The following is a 16,958-nucleotide window of genomic DNA, read 5'->3' as shown; positions in this document are numbered from 1 at the left end:
AGACATATTTTTTCTTCGGTTTGGCCATGCGGCTTATCTAACAGAACAAATAAAGAACACCAGTTCTTTTGCTTCAAAAATCAAAACAGAGTGACACGGTTCACAGCCCCTGATAGCAAAAATGATTTCGGCTTGAAAAGGCGCATGCTGTGACACGAGCAAGGTCGCTGTTCCCGTGTAATGATCATGTAGGCGGTTCATCAATCCGGTTTAGCAGAGCGGCGCTGTTGTAAGAAAACGGGTATGGAACAGATTGGATGAGGCAATATGTTCGGGAGCAAGTCCGGCTCTCCATTAGCTTGCAGAATGGCGGGCAGCCGGCCGTTGCGGCAAAATCCAGATCAGACCGATTATAGCCAAACCAAGCACAATAGATGCGGCAGCGCGGCTCAGTTCCAGACCGCCTTGCGCCAAAGGCTTGTCGAGAAAATCTCCAACGACAGCACCCAGTGGCCGCGTTATGATGAAAGCCGCCCAGAAAAGAAAAACATGGCTGATATTTGTCCGGAAGTAAGCGAGTCCTATTAATCCAAGCAGAGCGCCAAAAATTACAGCCGCTCCAAGATAACCAAGCGATCCGTCCGCAACCCAGTCGCCCAATGCGGTGCCGAGGGTCTGGGAGAATGTGATGGTCAGCCAGTAATAAATTTCGGCCCGGGGTTCATGCACGGACGCTACCGAGATCGTCCCCATCGCGCGGTGCCACGTGAACAGGGACATCAGTACCAGGACCAGCAGCAATGTCGATCCACCGGGATAGCCGATACCCAAGGATCGCGTCGCGAAATCCGCCATCGTCGTACCTGCCGTTGTCGAGGCGATGATCGTTGACCAATATAGCGCGGGATGAAAATCCTTTGCGCGGATCTGCAACAATACCAGAATGACCAATATAGTCGCAAAAATAACCGTTCCGACAAGATAGCCAAGATTGAGCGACATGCTGACCGTGTCTCCGGCAGTCTCGCCAAATGTGGTCGCCAGTATCTTGATGATCCAGAAACCAAAGGTGATTGCCGGGACTTTGCTGAGCCCGCTGGTTTGCAGTGCTGTCATGGAATATTTCCTATTTCTACCGAAAGGCCAGACCTGACCAATTGGCTTGGAAATTAGTGCGCTTGGCCGGATTTCACTATAAGCAGCTGCTTAAACCAAGGTTGCTAAGCGGAAGTGCCATGAAAATTATGAACCGAAAGACTGCAACGCCAAACCTGTCTGCCTATAATCGGGAATTGATCGCGGCACTGGCGATAGTGACGCTTCAAGCGGTTGCAGCGATATTCTTCCTGATCGACAGTGTTGACGAAATCATATTGCAGATCAGCGACGGAATGGATTTTGCCGTTATCGCTGAATGTGTAATCGCCATAGCGCTTTTGGCGGGAGTGGTTTTGGGGGCAAGACACACGCGCAAACTGATGGCGGAGGCACGCCGACGGGAAAGTGCACTAGCCGTGGCCAGAGGTGCATTGGCGGAGATGCTGGACTTGCGCTTTGCGGAATGGCAATTGTCGGCAGGCGAATGCGATGTGGCGTTATTTGCGATCAAGGGCTGTTCTGTTGCCGAGATTGCCCAATTAAGGAACACCGCCGCCGGTACGGTCAGATCCCAGTTGAGCCAGATATATGCCAAGGCTGGAGTCACGAGCCAATCAATGCTGATCTCGATATTCATCGAAGAGCTTATTTGAAGCTTAGCCGCGATAGCTAGTCTTGCATTCGCGCTTGCACCCTCCCCGCCATCCTGTAGTTAAAACGCCATGCGGCAGAAAGAACTCAGACTGGCCTTGATCTGCTACGGCGGCGTTAGCCTCGCCATCTATATGCACGGCATCACCAAAGAAATCTGGAAACTGGCACAAGCCAGCAGGGATTTCCACGATGGCGTACGGATCGACCAGTGCAGCCGCGGAATCTATTATGATATATTGGAATGGCTAGAGCGGGAAACCGGCACGAGGCTGAGAGTGCTGCCGGACATTATCTCCGGCGCCAGTGCAGGCGGAATCAACGGGATTTTCTTGTCGCAGGCGATATTGTCCGGCCAGTCACTTGATCCGCTGACCGACTTATGGCTCGATACCGCCGATGTCGATAGATTGCTCGACCCCGATGCACGGCCACTGTCGCGGTTTTCCAAATTCTGGGCGGAGCCTATTGCTTGGATGGCGCTAGGCCGCAAAGGCGGTGCGGTCGAACAGACCGTGTCGAAGGAAGCGCGCGAAGAGGTCAAGATGAAACTCTCGCGCTTTGTCCGCGCCCGCTGGTTTGCCCCGCCCTTTGGCGGCAAGGTCTTCAGTGGACTGATCTGGGATGCCCTGGCAGCCGTCAAGGAAACCGAACGCGGCCCGCGATTGCTGCCTCCGGGCCAGCCGCTTGACCTGTTCGTTACGGTGACCGATTTTGTCGGCCATCCCGAGAAGCTGCAATTGCACAGCCCGCCCGAAGCGATGGAGATGGAGCATCGGATCACCATCGGTTTTTCGACCAGGGGCAAACGGGACGACGCGATTGCCGATCCCGCAGAACTGATATTTGCCGCACGCGCCACCGCAAGCTTTCCAGGCGCTTTCCCGCCGTTCACCGTGAGAGAGCTGGATGAGCTCCTGTCTGATCAACAATATGTCTGGGCTGGTCGCTCGGCTTTCCTGAAGCGTATATTACCCAGCCAGTTTCGCGCCGGTACAGCCGAAGATACCGTGCTGATCGATGGGTCGGTGCTCGCCAACGCGCCCTTTGCGCAAGCGATCGAGGCGCTGAAGAACCGGCCGGCCAAACGGGAAGTAGACCGGCGGTTTGTCTATATCGATCCCCGACCCGATCTCGACGTAGCCAAAAGTGATCGAGCGATGCAGCGTGCGCAAGCCGCACAGGAGGCCGAGAATGAAGCGCTGCCCGGCTTTTTCTCGACGATTTTCGGGGCGATTTCCAACATTCCGCGCGAACAGCCGATCCGCGACAATCTCAACGCGATTGCGGGAAGGTCCAACCGCATCATCCAGATGCGCCTGATCACCGAAAATTTGCGCGGCGAGGTCGAGCAAAACGTCGAGAGCCTGTTCGGCCGTACATTTTTCCTCGACCGGCCAACCGCCGCTCGCGTCGCGGGGTGGCGCCGCAAGTCGCGGGAGAAGGCGGCCAAGCTCGCAGGATTTTCCTACAGCGCTTACGGGCATCTCAAGCTGGCGACGGTGATCGAAGATATCGCGCATACGGTGCGGCGAGCCAAAGCCAATCCTAACGCCCATAATCACCCCGGCCTGCGCAAGGCGCTCTGGGCCGAGATACGCCGCCGCGGTCTCGATAATATCGGACAGAAAGGCGGCGGTCCGACCAAATTGGCAGCCGATTTTTTCCGGCAGCATGATCTCGGCTACCGGGTCCGGCGGCTTCGGTTCCTTGCCCGGCAACTGGCCGAAGACCTCGACCGTGCCGATCCCGGCGATTACGAGGTCATGGAGGTGATGCATGATGTCATCTATGATTGCCTTTCCCTCTATATCGAACGCGAAACGGTCGACTATCTTGGCGACGAATTTGTCGCGATTGCCGACCATGCCGACGTCCAGCCCGGGGCGATGCTCGACGCGCTTGCCAGAGCCCGCGACCTGACGAGCGCCGACGCGCTTGTCGATGCAAAACTGGCAGCCGCGCTGACGGTGATACCGAAGACAGAAAAGCGTTCGATGTTGCTCGCATTCCTCGGCTTTCCTTTTTACGACGTCGCGACTTTGCCGCTACTTCAGGGCGAAGGGCTCGATGAATTTGATCCAATCAAGGTCGACCGAATCTCTCCCGAAGATGCCCGGACCATCCGCAAAGGCGGCGTAGCGGCGACGTTGAAAGGCATTGAATTCAACAATTTCGGTGCCTTTTTCAGCCGCAGCTACCGCGAGAATGACTATCTCTGGGGCCGCCTACACGGTGCTGACCGGATGATCGACATCATCCTGTCCACCCTGCCCGATTCCAAGAGACCCGGTGGAGATATCATCCTGGGATTCAAGAAAACCATCTTCCACCAGATCGTCAATGAAGAGGAACCGCGGCTGACCAGGGTCGCGCCGCTAATTGCCTCTCTACGCGAAGAAATCGATAACGCGACCCTTTAGCTAATGGGCATGTTCTTCCGCGTGAACCGGCTTTTGCAGGCTTTTGTAAACCGCTTCGACAAAAGCATCACCCTTGATGAACGCATCCGGATTGACGTCCCATTGCGCCACCAGTTTCATAGCCTGGACCTGTTCCAGTGACTTGCTTTCACCCTGCGCTTTTTCCACCGCGCCGATAACGGTCTTCAACATGTCGCGATAGGCGATCAGGTCTGTTCTGGTAGCCATTGGTCCGTGACCCGGAATGATTTTTGTTTCGTCATCGACCATCTTCAGCGCCTGTTCGGCCGCTGCGAGCACACCCCGAACATTGCCACCGCTATTGAGGTCAATGAAAGGCAGACTCATTTTGTTGAAGAACAGGTCGCCCATGTGGAGCACATTGGCCTTTTTCCAGAAGATGATGCTGTCGCCGTCGGTGTGGCCATGTTTCATATGTTTGACCTGCACCTCGTCGCCATTGAGGTGGAGTTTCAGGCCATCGTGATAAGTAATGGTGGGCAATGCCTCGGCGGGTGAAGCCGGGTCGTTACCGCGTCCCGATTTCTGGATGCCGAGCATCCGTTCGCGGACATGGTCATGGGCCATAATCAGCGCGCCGGCCTTGCCGAAATTTTCGTTCCCTCCGCTGTGATCGCCGTGCCAGTGGGTGTTGATCAGATATTTGACCGGTTCCGCGCCCAGAGCAGCGATGGCGGCCTCTATCTTGGGTGTGAGCGGGGCGAACTGGTCGTCGATCAGCACGGTCCCATCCGGTCCATAGGAAACACCGATATTGCCCCCTGCCCCGAACAACACCGCAACACCATCAGCCAATGGCTCAGCCTTTATCTCCACCGCGGCAAAGCGATCTGCTTCCTGGGCCATGCTCTGGGTGCCAGCCGACAGAGCAATTGATGTCGTTGCCAGCAAAGCGAGACTGAAAGACGTTTTGAGATAGCGGCGCATGGAAAATTCTCCTTTGGGTGAAATTGCTTGTATCCGATCATGTATCTTTGGCAAAAAACATCAGGTTTACCAACCGCCCGTCTTGCGAAGTCTTGCCGAACGCCGGTCCGCTATTGTGAAACATCCACGGACTGAACAGGATCAGCCGGTTGAAGCGCATCGGCACGGTCATCACCTTTGCCCATTTGGCGGGATGATTAGTGTCCTTGTTGACCACATCCTCGATCAGCGCGTTTATGTCGGAATAGCCGGCTTTCATTATTCCTGGCATATCCGTCGGAATCCGCTCCAACCCGGTCCGTTTGTGGCGGAAGAAGTCGGTTCCGCCCTTGCAATGTTCGGGAAGCGACAGATAGAGTATGCCGGAATAGAAAGCCGGATCAATATGAACGCCGCTGCGGCCCTTGTCGCCTTTCAACGTCACCCGACAATGCAGATGGCTGGTACCGGGTGCAGCCTTGACCGGTGCGTTGATCATGCCCGAGATGCGGTCGTTCAGCCCCTGGATTTCGAGCGGTTTGGTAGAGATATGGCCTGGATAATTTCCATGTTTATTGTCGGGGTCATAGTTGAGCGCCAATGCCGCGTTGCGCGCCGCCACCGGGTCGGCAATAAAATCGTCGAGAATGAGCAGAGATGGCAACATCAGTGGACTCTCCGACCAAATGGAAAAACATGAGCTACCGTAAAAGTCACGCCATCGCCGTTCATTTTGAGAGCCGATAGTCTGACGAACTTTACATAGTTTACAGGGTTAAGAAATTTAATCCATTGTTGCCCCCCGAACCCAAAATTGTCGCTCAACCCACTGGCAAGGTAGGGGAAATAGCGAAGGGTCTGTGAGCCATACATTTGCAAACCCTATCACGAACAGCGAGCTGTAGGACATTATTTTATTGTCTAGTGTCGCTAATTCGATCTTCCCTATTTGGTGGACAAACCATCATCACATAAATGCACTGCAATTTCCGTGACCGGTTATAATTCTGCGCGATGACAATGCAGATATATAGTCTCCCCGGGCAATCCAAGCGCTGTTTTGACTAACGAAATGAAGCGGTTACCGGTCCAAATCCGATGACTGTTAATCTGCATCTTCCTGCTCTGGCCAACCGGCAGGATCAAAATTGCGAATCCCCTGATTAATCGGCCGTGGCTTTGGCCGTTACTAGTTTTGATTGATGATTTATCGGAAATAATCGCATTCGCATTGGCACCGTCCCCACACTGTCCAATGCGATGGGACCAAAACCCATATTTCCAAGCATCGATCTAGCGGGTCGGGTTGGCTGGTCCCTTCCTGACCCGCTTATTATCCCCCACCATAAAACCGTTGCAAAACGGCTCCAGAGGATCACAGCGTTGATGCAGAGGAGACGGAGCCAAGCGTTCCACGGGTCATCGATACGCGCCAATCAGCGAAATTTGATCAGAGAACTGCTTAGCCCGACGATCACCGCAGAAATCCGGTCATGAACATCGAGCTTTTTGAACAGGCGACGGATATATGTGTCTATCGTGGCTTCTGAAATCGCCAATATCGTCGCCATATCTGCATTCGATTTACCGCGGGAAATCCAGTATAGAACCTCACCTTCCCGATCAGAGAGAACAGGCAAGGCATCCGCAGACTGATTTATAATCGCACAAATCCTGCGATGGCAAGCCTGAGCAAGGCTGATCAATGGTCTGACAACCGCTTCATCTTCCGAGGAGATAGCTTTACCAAAGTTCATCGAAAAATATGAATTTCTGCTCTTTGGACCAAATAGCGGCACGGCCACGCCGTCAATAAATCCTTGATCCTTCGATACTTTTATGAAGTTTCGCCGCTTTTCCGTCAATTTTTGATCAGCAATAACCTGTGCCCACGTCATCACATGGCCAACGGACATGACATGATCGGGAATGGGGTCGGATTCCATAAAGTCCGGATCCAAATACAATGAGACTATTTCTGGCGGATATCCAGCATGGAATACCGACGAACGCTTTGAAACCTGTGAATAGAATGGTGGAGTTATGTGATAGGATATCGCAGCGACGCCTTTGGCCATTAACTCATCAGCCAAGCCATTCAGTTCCGAGTAAACTGAATTACCTTCCTTCACTGGATTCCATTTAAACACTGCGCTCGCGACACCCTTTCCCGCCGGGACATGCTTCAGGGTTGGAGGTTGCCTTGGCCTGTGGACCCTTAAAGCTGATATCACGACCCAGAAACCATAGTCGAAATCGAAGTAAGCGATAGGATAAAAATGCCATATTCGAGGCGGACAGGCCCGCCGTGCTAACTGGGCCAGTATTGAGCCAATCCAGATTTGCCACGTGGCAGCGTGACGTGCCTAATGGCGACCGTTGTCATACTGGTGCCGACCGTCGCCCCCCCTAGTAAAAAAATTTACACGCAAAATAAAAGAGACTGTAAAAATTATGTTATCTGAAATCGAGCGCATTTTCCCAAATAATTGCAAGAATATGAAGATAGATATTGATGACGTAATTTGCGTACGGAACAATCGTTCCAAATTATTCAATGAACAATATTTTGCCAATAAATTCTGGGACATAATATTGGTATTATACAGTCATGAGGTAAACGATCTCCCGATAAATGCGCAAGGGATCTCGACGAAACTGGATATCAGTCGCAGTAAAATTTTGCGATATTTGGGCGCGCTTTCTGCCGACGATATTATTTGCGCTTATGACCAGATGGCAGAAGATCATTTTGATATCGCGCATGACAATCTATCGCTAACCCGCGTCGGGTTCGAAAATGCCGGGAGCGTGATTCAACAGATGCGACGTGTTTTTGCTCAAAGCGAACATCAACACAGCTGATTTCAGGAAGAATGAGCTTCGCTGGAGCCGACATCCTAGCAACCTAGTCCGATTGACCGTTTGATTTTGAAACACCGCCAGCAATGACGCTGACGGTGCCCCATCATTCTGTCAAATCTTCCCAGGCATCTTTCAGCTTCCCGAAGAAACCTGTTGAATTGGGCGTCTCGTCACCGGTTTCGGTTTCCTGAAAATCGCGAAGAATCTGCCGCTGCTGCTTGGACAACTTGGTCGGGGTCTCGACCTCGATCTGGATTACCATATCGCCATTGCCGCGACCGCGCAGGACCGGCATGCCGGCTCCGCGCTGGTGAATCTGCTTGCCGCTCTGGATGCCAGCAGGAATCCGGATTGCGTGTTTTTCGCCATCGAGACCGGGAATTGTGATCTCACCACCCAGCGCCGCCAATGTGAAGCTGATCGGTGCGCGGGTGAACAAGGTCGTCCCCTCGCGTTCAAAAATATTGTGCCGTATCAGGTGGATGAAAATATAAAGGTCGCCAGACGGGGCGCCACGCGCGCCAGCTTCACCCTTTCCGGTCAGACGGATACGCGTACCGGTATCGACGCCCGCAGGGATATCGACTTCCAGCGCCTGCGGCTTGTCGACCTTGCCTTCGCCGTAACAGACGTGACACGGGCTTTCGATTACCTCGCCGCGGCCCTGGCAACTGGTGCAGGTGCGCTCGACTACGAAAAAGCCTTGCTGCGCCCGCACCTTGCCGTGGCCCTGACAGGTGCCGCAACGCTGTACACCGGTGCCTGGCTCAGCGCCGGAACCTTCGCACTCGTCACAGCTCACCGAGACATCAATTTCTATTTCAGTATGCTTGCCGTGGAACGCGTCTTCGAGCGTGATTTCCATATCATAGCGCAGGTCTGCGCCGCGAGCAGGACCGCGCTGTTGTTGCTGGCCGCCAAAGCCGCCGCCACCGCCGCCGAAGATGGTTTCAAATATATCGCCAATATCATTGAACGCCGCGCCACCGAAACCGCCGCCGCCGGCATTATTACCGCCGCCGTTGGTAAATGCTGCGTGACCGTAACGGTCATAGGCTGCCCGCTTCTGCGGGTCCTTCAAGACATCATAGGCTTCGCTGATCGACTTGAACTTGGCTTCTGCTTCGGCATCACCGGGATTCTTGTCCGGGTGCCACTGCATCGCCAGTTTGCGATAGGAGGATTTCAGCGTCGCGCCATCGCACTCGCGAGAGACGCTCAACCGTTCATAATAGTCAACTTCGGATGCCATATTCATGCTTCCCAATAAGCGAGAAGATCGTCGCCCCGGCAAAAGCCGGGGCCGCTGGCACTAATCGCCAGCGGCTCCCGCAAAAGCGGGAGCGACGGTCTCATCATTATTCAGCCGCCTTGGCATCATCTTTCTTGTCGCCGTCTTCTGAGTCATCCACTTCGGAGAACTCGGCATCGACAACATCATCGTCAGCTGCTTTGGCTGCCGCATCTGCTGCAGCCGCATCACCGGCATCACCGCCAGCTGCCTGTTCGGCTTCATAGATCTTCTGACCCATTTGCATGGAAACCTGTGCCAGCGCTTCGGACTTCGTCTTCATCGCTTCCGGATCGCCACCTTCGATGGCTTCCTTGGTTTCCTTCACGGCCGCTTCGATCTGGCCCTTCAAGTCGGCGTCAATCTTGTCGCCATGCTCTTCAAGCTGCTTCTCTGTGGTATGGACAAGGCTTTCGGCATTGTTCTTGGCTTCCGCCTCGGCACGCCGCTGCTTGTCTTCTTCCGCAAATTTTTCAGCATCCTGAACCATCTGGTCGATATCGCTATCGCTCAGACCGCCAGAAGCCTGGATCTTGATCTGCTGCTCCTTGCCGGTGCCCTTGTCTTTCGCGGATACGTTGACGATGCCGTTGGCGTCGATATCAAAAGTCACATCGATCTGCGGCACGCCGCGCGGTGCAGGCGGGATACCAACCAGATCGAACTGGCCGAGCATCTTGTTGTCCGCCGCCATTTCGCGTTCGCCCTGGAAGACACGGATTGTCACCGCACCCTGATTGTCATCAGCGGTCGAGTAGACTTGCGACTTTTTCGTCGGGATCGTGGTGTTGCGGTCGATCATGCGGGTAAACACGCCGCCGAGGGTTTCGATACCGAGCGACAATGGTGTAACGTCGAGCAGCAATACGTCCTTGACGTCGCCCTGCAAAACACCTGCCTGGATGGCAGCGCCCATCGCAACAACTTCATCCGGGTTCACGCCGACATGCGGTTCACGGCCGAAGAATTTCTCGACTGTTTCACGCACGAGAGGCATACGGGTCATGCCGCCAACCATTACGACATCATCAATGTCTTTTGCGTCGAGACCAGCGTCCTTAAGAGCCTTTTTGCAAGGATCGAGGGTGCGTTTGACGAGATCGCCAACCAGCTTTTCAAGATCCGAGCGACTGATCGCCTTGACCAGATGCTTTGGACCGTTTTGATCTGCTGTGATGAACGGCAGGTTGATTTCGGTCGTCTGCGCGCTCGACAGTTCGATTTTCGCTTTTTCAGCAGCTTCCTTGAGACGCTGCAGAGCAAGCTTGTCCTTGGTCAGATCGATGCTTTCGGTTTTCTTGAAGTCAGCGGCGAGAAATTCGACCAGCTTGGCATCAAAATCTTCACCACCGAGGAATGTGTCGCCGTTGGTCGATTTCACTTCGAAAACGCCATCGCCGATTTCCAGGATCGAGATATCGAATGTACCGCCACCGAGGTCATAAACCGCAATGGTCTTGCCGTCATTCTTGTCGAGGCCGTAGGCCAGCGCAGCCGCTGTCGGCTCGTTGATGATCCGCAGCACTTCAAGGCCAGCAATCCGGCCGGCATCTTTGGTTGCCTGACGCTGGGCGTCGTTGAAATAGGCGGGCGTGGTGATCACGGCCTGGGTAACGGTTTCGCCAAGATAGGCTTCGGCCGTTTCTTTCATCTTCTGCAAAGTGTAAGCAGAAATCTGCGACGGGCTGTAATCTTCGCCGCCGGCTTTCACCCACGCATCGCCATTTGTGCCCTTGACGATCTCGTAAGGAACAAGCTCCATGTCTTTCTTCGTCATCGGATCATCGAACCGGCGACCAATCAGACGCTTCACTGCAAAAATCGTGCTTTCAGGATTGGTGACAGCCTGACGCTTGGCCGGTTGACCAATCAGACGTTCGCCATCCTTGGTGAATGCGACGACAGACGGTGTGGTCCGCGCGCCTTCAGAATTTTCAATAACCTTTGGCTTTCCGCCATCCATAACGGCAACACAGCTGTTGGTGGTGCCCAGATCGATTCCAATAACTTTACCCATAATTCCCTCAATCAATTTTCTAACATTAGCAAAATTGCCGCCCGGCCCTAGTTCAAGTGGCACCGATACGGCTTCGCAAACGGATATAGGTGGCATTTTTCTTGGCACAAGGCGTCGGACATCCTACATTTGAAAAATCAACGCAAAACACCCATATCGGGACAGATTTGCTAGGTTTAACGAGGTGTCAGAATGAATAAGATTTCCATCATGCTCGCCGCATCCGCATCGCTTTTGCTTGCCTCCTGCGGTCAGGGAGACATATTATTTGCCGATAAAGCGGTGGTCAATCTGTCTCCGGTCGAGGGCAATCCCTCCGCTGGCTATATGGATCTCCATGGCGGCCGCGTGGATGTCGAGCTGGTTGGCGTCACATCCGACGACGTGCTCCGTATGGAGATGCACGAAACGACCGAGAAAGACGGAATGATGAGCATGGCACAGCTCAAGTCGATTCCGGTTCCGGCTGGCAAAACCGTAAAAATGGAACCCGGCGGGAAACATTTGATGATCTGGGGAGTGGGCGATTATTCAAAGCAGCGCGGGCTGCTGAAAATGATCTTAATCTATTCCAATGATGATCGCATTGAGATTGATGCCGTGATAAAAAAGGCCGGCGACCCTGCTCCCGTTGAAGAATAGCAAGACATCCAAATGACCGGCCGTGCGCTGACCCGGGCGGAAATCGGACTTTGTAAGTTCGTTTTCGGTCAGGCGATCAACTATGATCCTGTGATGGTGTTCAACCGCAAGTGGTGGTTGTTCCAGAACCCGCGCGTCACCATGGCACCGGATGGCAATCTCTGGTTCCATCCAAAGAGCAATTTATTCTGCGACGATTTCTGCGGATCATCGCTGAACATCCAGGCGCTGTTCATCCACGAAATGGTTCATGTCTGGCAGCACCAGCAAGGCGTTTTCCTGCCCCTGGCACGCCATCCGTTTTGCAAATATGACTATGAGCTGCAGACCGGCAAGGGTTTTGCCGAATTTGGCATCGAACAGCAGGCCGAGATTGTCAGCCATTACTTCCTGCTTAAACAGGGAGCGATATTGAAAAACGGCTATGGCATCGCGGATTATGACGGGCTGATACCTTTTCAGGGCGTCAGTCAGGACGGGAACCGATGACCAGAACGCACCGCGTCCCGATCACCTGTTCCTCATGCAAAATTGCCGATTGCCGATTGCCTAAAAACGATAAGCCAAGCCAGCACTGACCACCCATGGATCAATTCTGTGACGGGTCCGCAATACTTCGGTGTCGCCGGCAAACCAGCGGGCCGTGGTAGTGACGAAATAGCGTTTGGCATCGACACTGAGGCCCAGTCCTTTGTCATTGATGGGCAGGTCAAATCCTGCCTGTAACGCGAAGCCGACCTTGTCATTCATCTTTTGCCGCGTGGCTCCCAAAGCCTGAGCCGTCGCGCCAGCTTTTTCATCGATAAAAATGAAATATGTGGGGCCGGCTCCGACATAGGGCTTGAACCCGCTGCCATCACCGAAATGATATTTCGCGGTCAGGGTCGCTGGTATGATATTGGCGTTGGACACCAGTCCCGCACCATCCAAAGGTCCGGTGCCAGTAACATCATGCTGGGTTACGCAGCAGATGGTTTCAAGCGAGATATTCGGCGTGAAAAAATATTCGGCCGCAATGGTCGGAACGAAATTATCGTCCGCCTTGGTTTGGGTGCCGGCTGGCAATCCAATATTGTCCAGTTCGATAGAGGTAATCTTGCCATCGGGTGCTACCAGCGTGGCCAAAGCCTTAATCTGGATCTTGCCATCGCTGGAGCCGGCGATCGCCGTTCCGCTCATAGCCAATGCCGCCGCTGCTGCAGCTAATTTCAGTGTATTTTTCATAAAGTTCGGTCCCTGTGCGTTTGCCATCTGGCCTCTGATCGGAGCCAATAGCCGGATGGCAAAATCGCCGACATACGCAATTTCCCTGATGGGCAAACGCGGAAATCTCAACTTCCAAATCAGGCCATGGTCGCCAAATTCAGCTGCTTTGAGGAACCAATGCGCGCTGAGTTGCAGCAATCTTGTCCTTGATCTGCAAGCGGATGCGTTTCAATTGCCGCATTTCCTGCTGGCGACCTGCAGCCTTGCAATTGTCAATCAGTCGGTTCAACCGCCGATGCTTGTGCTTCAAAGTCTCAAGATAGTTTTTCATGATAATCTCCTTGGGGGCATGGATAATATGCACAGGTAATATGCATAACCCGTCGATTGATCTAATCGAAACATATCAAGATTACTGATTGATAACTTCTATTTCTAGATGAGGCAGCAACAGCTGCCTAAGTCCATCCGCCGCTTCCGGTTTAAGGCAGCAAGCCCAGCTTGGCACGCATCATCCAGCGGGCCAGCATCAACACCGATACCACACTCAATCCGCCGGCCAGCCCGGTCCAGATGCCGACACCTTCCCAGCCCTGCCAGAAGGCGAGGCTGGCACCAAGGCCGATGCCGATGAACCAATATCCCATCAGCGCGAACAGCATCGGCATAGTGGTATCGTGCAAGCCGCGCAACATGCCTGCGCCGACCACCTGAGCACCGTCGACGATCTGGAAAATGGCGGCTATGGCGAGAAAGCTGACCGCCAGTGCGGCGACTTCCGCATTGCCTGGAGCGCTGGCGTCGATAAACATCGAGATCAGAAAATCGGGAGCAAGAACGAACACCAGAGCCATCGCTGCCATGAAGGACGTGCCGAGGATGAAGCTAACCCAGCCCGCGCGCTTGATTGCGGCGTGATCTTTCCGGCCATATTGAATGCCCACGCGCACCGTCGCTGCCTGCCCCAGGCCCATCGGCACCATGAACGTCAGCGCCGCCAGCTGCAATGCGATCGCATGCGCCGCCACTGATGCGGTGCTAATGAGCCCCATGAGCAGAGCTGCAAATCCGAAAACAGATCCTTCGAGCCCCATGGTGACAGCAATCGGCAGGCCAAGCTTCCACATCGCGCGAAACCGCTGCCAGTCGCTGCGCCAAAAGCGCCCGAACAGATGATAGCGGCGGAAGCGTTTGTGGCGCATCACAACGATCGCCATACCAGCGAACATCAGGACATTGGTTATCACGCTACCAATACCGGCACCGACCACGCCAAATTCCGGCACCCCGAACTTGCCGAATATCAGCGCATAGTTGAACAATGCATTAGACATCACCGCAATGACGCTAATGATCAGTGCCCACACCGGCTGTTCCAGCGCCGAAATGAAATTGCGCAGGATGATGAAAAACAGGAATGGAAGGATCGACCACATATAGGCGCTGATATAAGTGCCCGCTATCGCAGCGAGATCCGGTTGCTGGCCGAACATCAACAACAGCGTTTCGGTGTTCCACAGCAATAGCCAGAAAGGCAATATCACCGCTGTCGCGGCCCACATCGCCTGCCGAAAGGTCCGACGCACGTCGCGGACACTATGCTGCATCCGGCCGATTTCGGTCGCCATCATGGGCGCGGAGGCGGTGATCAGCCCCATGCAGAAAATTGCGGCGGTCATGGCCAGGTTGAACCCCAGCGTGGCCGCTGCCAATTCGCGCGCGCCGAGCCAGCCGAGCATCAGCACATCGGTCGCCCCGATCAGTGCCATCGTCAGGTTCGACAGGATCAAAGGCCAGGCGAGCGATATCGTGGCGCGCAGTTCATGCCGCCAGGGATGTTGCTCTCGCAGTCTAAGAGACGCGCTTGTCATCGGCGCGCGTTAGCCCAAGGCGCATTGCTAAGCTAGCGAAACTGAGCGCTAGCGTTCCGATCAGCGCGTCTATCGAGGGTCTTTGGGATAACCTCGCGTGCCATAGCAATCATCGTCGAGCCGTCCGTTGCGGTCATAGCCGTCGCAGCCGTCATTCTTGTCGATGAAATAGCCGCCAGCCGCTCCGGCTGCAGCGCCGATTGCGGCGCCCTCAAGAACATTGCCTCCGGTTATCGCGCCAATCGCTGCACCCGCCGCCGCACCAGCGCCAGCGCCTTCGGCGGCATAATTTCCGGCACATGCCGAAAGACTGATTGCCGCGGTTCCGGCCAGTGCCAGTTTGCTTGCTAACTTGATCATCGTCCTACTCCTCAAAATCGTCCAATGACATATGAACACGTCCGCACACCGATGGTTCCTGAACAGATGATTTTTGCCAGACGGACCGTATCATCCGTGCGGCAGACCGCACATCTCGCGGCGAAGAAATTCGATTTGCCCGAACTGTTTTCATTTGATACCATCCCTCTGTTGCGCAAGCGGCCCAACCCGCGCTTGCCCAAGTGGTGACCTTATGAAATTGTCCGATTATGATATGTCCGCTTCCCGCGGATTTCTTTCGCATTTCCAGATTGTCGATATTGACCTTCCCTATATATTTACCCCTGTCGTCGAGGCAGCAGAAAGTCTTTCCGGCCTGATGACCACCGGCCGGGTGCGACACTGGCTGGACCGCTTGCCAGCGCTTGATCTGACAGAATGGGCTGCCAATGCGCCGGAAGAGCAGGTCCGGGTGGCGATGGTCCGCTATTCCTTTCTGGTCCAGGCCTATGTCTGGGGCGAAAGCGCGGCGCCGAGCGCCCTGCCCGCCAATCTTGCGCGACCTATTGTAGCGCTGGCTGATCGGCTCGATCAGGCGCCGTTACTGCCTTATAGCGGCTATGTGCTCGACAACTGGGCGCAACTGGACCCGTCTGGTCCGATCGCTCTCGATAATGTCCATATGGTGCAGAATTTCTTCGGCGGAGCGGACGAGAACTGGTTTGTCCTGATCCATGTGGCGATCGAAGCGGCAGCAGCTCCTCTGCTCGACCTTGCCTGCCATCTGGTTGAGGCAGTCAAAGCGGAAGATATCGCCCGGACGACTGTTTTACTGGAAGACATGGAAGGACATTGGAATGCAGTCAACGCGATCTTCGACCGGATGCCCGACCGCTGTGATCCCTATATCTACTATCAGAGGGTGCGACCCTATATCCACGGCTGGGCCAATAATCCAGCCCTCCCCGACGGCCTGATCTACGAAGGCGTCGATAGATATGAAGGCAAGGGACAGGTCTTCCGCGGCCAGACCGGCTCGCAAAGTTCGATCGTTCCAAGCATGGACGCATTGTTCCAGGTCAGCCACAAAAGTGATCCTTTAAGGACCTTTCTTGACGAATTGCACGCTTATCGTCCCGTAAAGCATCGCCGTTTCATCGAAGATTTGCGTGAACAGAGCAAATTGCGAGAATTCGCCATTGCCAGTGGTGACCCAGCGCTGAGACAAGCTTTCAACGCCAGCGTCGAACAGGTTGCCCGGTTCCGCACCCGGCATCTGGAATATGCGGCAAGCTATATCAACAAACAGGCATCCAATGGCAAAGGCAATGACACCGAAGTCGGTACCGGCGGCACGCCGTTCATGAAATATCTGAAAAAGCACCGCGACGAAAACCGCGCGCAGGTGATCTGAAGCGAACATAGCGGTATCAGCCCGAATGACGGTTTTAGCGGTTGCACCCCAGGCTTGGCCTCTGCCATTAGACAGCGGTCAAGTTTGGGGGGACATTCATGCTATCGGCAATCGGACTAATCGGTGGACTGGGACTGCTCATCTGGATGACGGTCCGCGGGGTCAACATCCTGATCGCCGGGCCGGTCGCCGCCGCGATTGTCGCGTTCAGCAGCGGCATTGCCTGGCTGCCGCCGCTCGCTGCAGCAGGGGCACCCGATTTCGCTACCGCTTATATGGACGGCTTTGTCGG

The 16,958-nt window shown here is 54.5% G+C and carries 16 protein-coding genes and 1 pseudogene; 7 read left to right on the top strand and 10 right to left on the bottom strand.

All coding sequences use genetic code 11. From position 1 onward, the window contains the following. Nucleotides 1-294: 294 nt before the first annotated feature. On the bottom strand, nt 295-1,056 hold the full coding sequence (locus V7680_RS12270; RefSeq protein ID WP_335653565.1) for a COG4705 family protein: 762 nt from the start codon (nt 1,054-1,056) through the stop codon (nt 295-297). 119 nt (nt 1,057-1,175) lie between these two features. On the opposite strand from V7680_RS12270, the gene V7680_RS12265 reads away from it, so the two are divergent. Next, a complete protein-coding gene (locus V7680_RS12265) occupies nt 1,176-1,691 on the top strand; it encodes a helix-turn-helix transcriptional regulator (protein WP_335653564.1) in 516 nt (171 codons plus the stop codon). Nucleotides 1,692-1,760: 69 nt separating this feature from the next. Then, nucleotides 1,761-4,112, top strand: coding sequence for a patatin-like protein (locus V7680_RS12260; RefSeq protein ID WP_335653563.1), 2,352 nt, complete (start codon nt 1,761-1,763; stop codon nt 4,110-4,112). On the opposite strand, the gene V7680_RS12255 is transcribed toward V7680_RS12260, so the two are convergent. From V7680_RS12255 to V7680_RS12245, 3 genes are all read right to left on the bottom strand, one after another. Beyond that, on the bottom strand, nt 4,113-5,060 hold the full coding sequence (locus V7680_RS12255) for an MBL fold metallo-hydrolase (RefSeq protein WP_335653562.1): 948 nt from the start codon (nt 5,058-5,060) through the stop codon (nt 4,113-4,115). A gap of 37 nt (nt 5,061-5,097) precedes the next feature. Beyond that, on the bottom strand, nt 5,098-5,706 hold the full coding sequence (locus tag V7680_RS12250) for a DUF6445 family protein (protein ID WP_335653561.1): 609 nt from the start codon (nt 5,704-5,706) through the stop codon (nt 5,098-5,100). 769 nt (nt 5,707-6,475) lie between these two features. Further along, a complete protein-coding gene (locus V7680_RS12245; protein ID WP_335653560.1) occupies nt 6,476-7,171 on the bottom strand; it encodes a helix-turn-helix transcriptional regulator in 696 nt (231 codons plus the stop codon). A 367-nt stretch (nt 7,172-7,538) separates the two neighbouring features. On the opposite strand from V7680_RS12245, the gene V7680_RS12240 reads away from it, so the two are divergent. Beyond that, nucleotides 7,539-7,904, top strand: a complete 366-nt coding sequence (locus tag V7680_RS12240) for a hypothetical protein (RefSeq protein WP_335653559.1) — start codon at nt 7,539-7,541, stop codon at nt 7,902-7,904. Nucleotides 7,905-8,007: 103 nt separating this feature from the next. On the opposite strand, the gene dnaJ is transcribed toward V7680_RS12240, so the two are convergent. Both dnaJ and dnaK read right to left on the bottom strand, forming a co-directional pair. After that, the gene (gene dnaJ / locus V7680_RS12235; RefSeq protein WP_335653558.1) at nt 8,008-9,156 is read right to left on the bottom strand and encodes a molecular chaperone DnaJ; all 1,149 of its coding nucleotides are present in this window, start codon (nt 9,154-9,156) and stop codon (nt 8,008-8,010) included. Between the two features lie 106 nt (nt 9,157-9,262). Further along, nucleotides 9,263-11,212, bottom strand: a complete 1,950-nt coding sequence (gene dnaK, locus V7680_RS12230; protein WP_335653557.1) for a molecular chaperone DnaK — start codon at nt 11,210-11,212, stop codon at nt 9,263-9,265. A 192-nt stretch (nt 11,213-11,404) separates the two neighbouring features. On the opposite strand from dnaK, the gene V7680_RS12225 reads away from it, so the two are divergent. Both V7680_RS12225 and V7680_RS12220 read left to right on the top strand, forming a co-directional pair. After that, nucleotides 11,405-11,854: a copper chaperone PCu(A)C gene (locus tag V7680_RS12225; protein WP_335653556.1), complete on the top strand. Its 450-nt coding sequence runs from the start codon at nt 11,405-11,407 to the stop codon at nt 11,852-11,854. A gap of 12 nt (nt 11,855-11,866) precedes the next feature. Further along, on the top strand, nt 11,867-12,343 hold the full coding sequence (locus tag V7680_RS12220; protein ID WP_335653555.1) for a vgr related protein: 477 nt from the start codon (nt 11,867-11,869) through the stop codon (nt 12,341-12,343). Between the two features lie 60 nt (nt 12,344-12,403). Here the strand turns inward: V7680_RS12220 and V7680_RS12215 are convergent, their stop codons facing one another. The 4 genes from V7680_RS12215 to V7680_RS12200 form a co-directional block, all read right to left on the bottom strand. Next, nucleotides 12,404-13,078 carry an OmpW/AlkL family protein gene (locus V7680_RS12215; RefSeq protein ID WP_335653554.1) on the bottom strand — a complete coding sequence of 225 codons (675 nt, stop codon included), beginning with the start codon at nt 13,076-13,078 and terminating at the stop codon, nt 12,404-12,406. A 139-nt stretch (nt 13,079-13,217) separates the two neighbouring features. Then, nucleotides 13,218-13,391, bottom strand: a complete 174-nt coding sequence (locus tag V7680_RS12210) for a YdcH family protein (protein WP_335653553.1) — start codon at nt 13,389-13,391, stop codon at nt 13,218-13,220. 151 nt (nt 13,392-13,542) lie between these two features. Next, nucleotides 13,543-14,931, bottom strand: coding sequence for an MATE family efflux transporter (locus V7680_RS12205; RefSeq protein ID WP_335653552.1), 1,389 nt, complete (start codon nt 14,929-14,931; stop codon nt 13,543-13,545). A 69-nt stretch (nt 14,932-15,000) separates the two neighbouring features. After that, complete coding sequence (locus tag V7680_RS12200) at nt 15,001-15,291, bottom strand: YMGG-like glycine zipper-containing protein (protein ID WP_335653551.1); 291 nt, start codon at nt 15,289-15,291, stop codon at nt 15,001-15,003. 214 nt (nt 15,292-15,505) lie between these two features. Between V7680_RS12200 and V7680_RS12195 the strand changes: the two genes are divergently transcribed. Next, on the top strand, nt 15,506-16,666 hold the full coding sequence (locus V7680_RS12195) for an indoleamine 2,3-dioxygenase (RefSeq protein WP_335653550.1): 1,161 nt from the start codon (nt 15,506-15,508) through the stop codon (nt 16,664-16,666). A 98-nt stretch (nt 16,667-16,764) separates the two neighbouring features. Further along, nucleotides 16,765-16,958, top strand: a pseudogene (locus tag V7680_RS12190) (GntP family permease); the annotation flags it as partial.

Origin of the sequence: Parasphingorhabdus sp. (genome assembly GCF_036963705.1) — a bacterium.
GTDB lineage: Bacteria > Pseudomonadota > Alphaproteobacteria > Sphingomonadales > Sphingomonadaceae > Parasphingorhabdus.
This window is presented reverse-complemented; position numbering and strand designations above follow the sequence as displayed.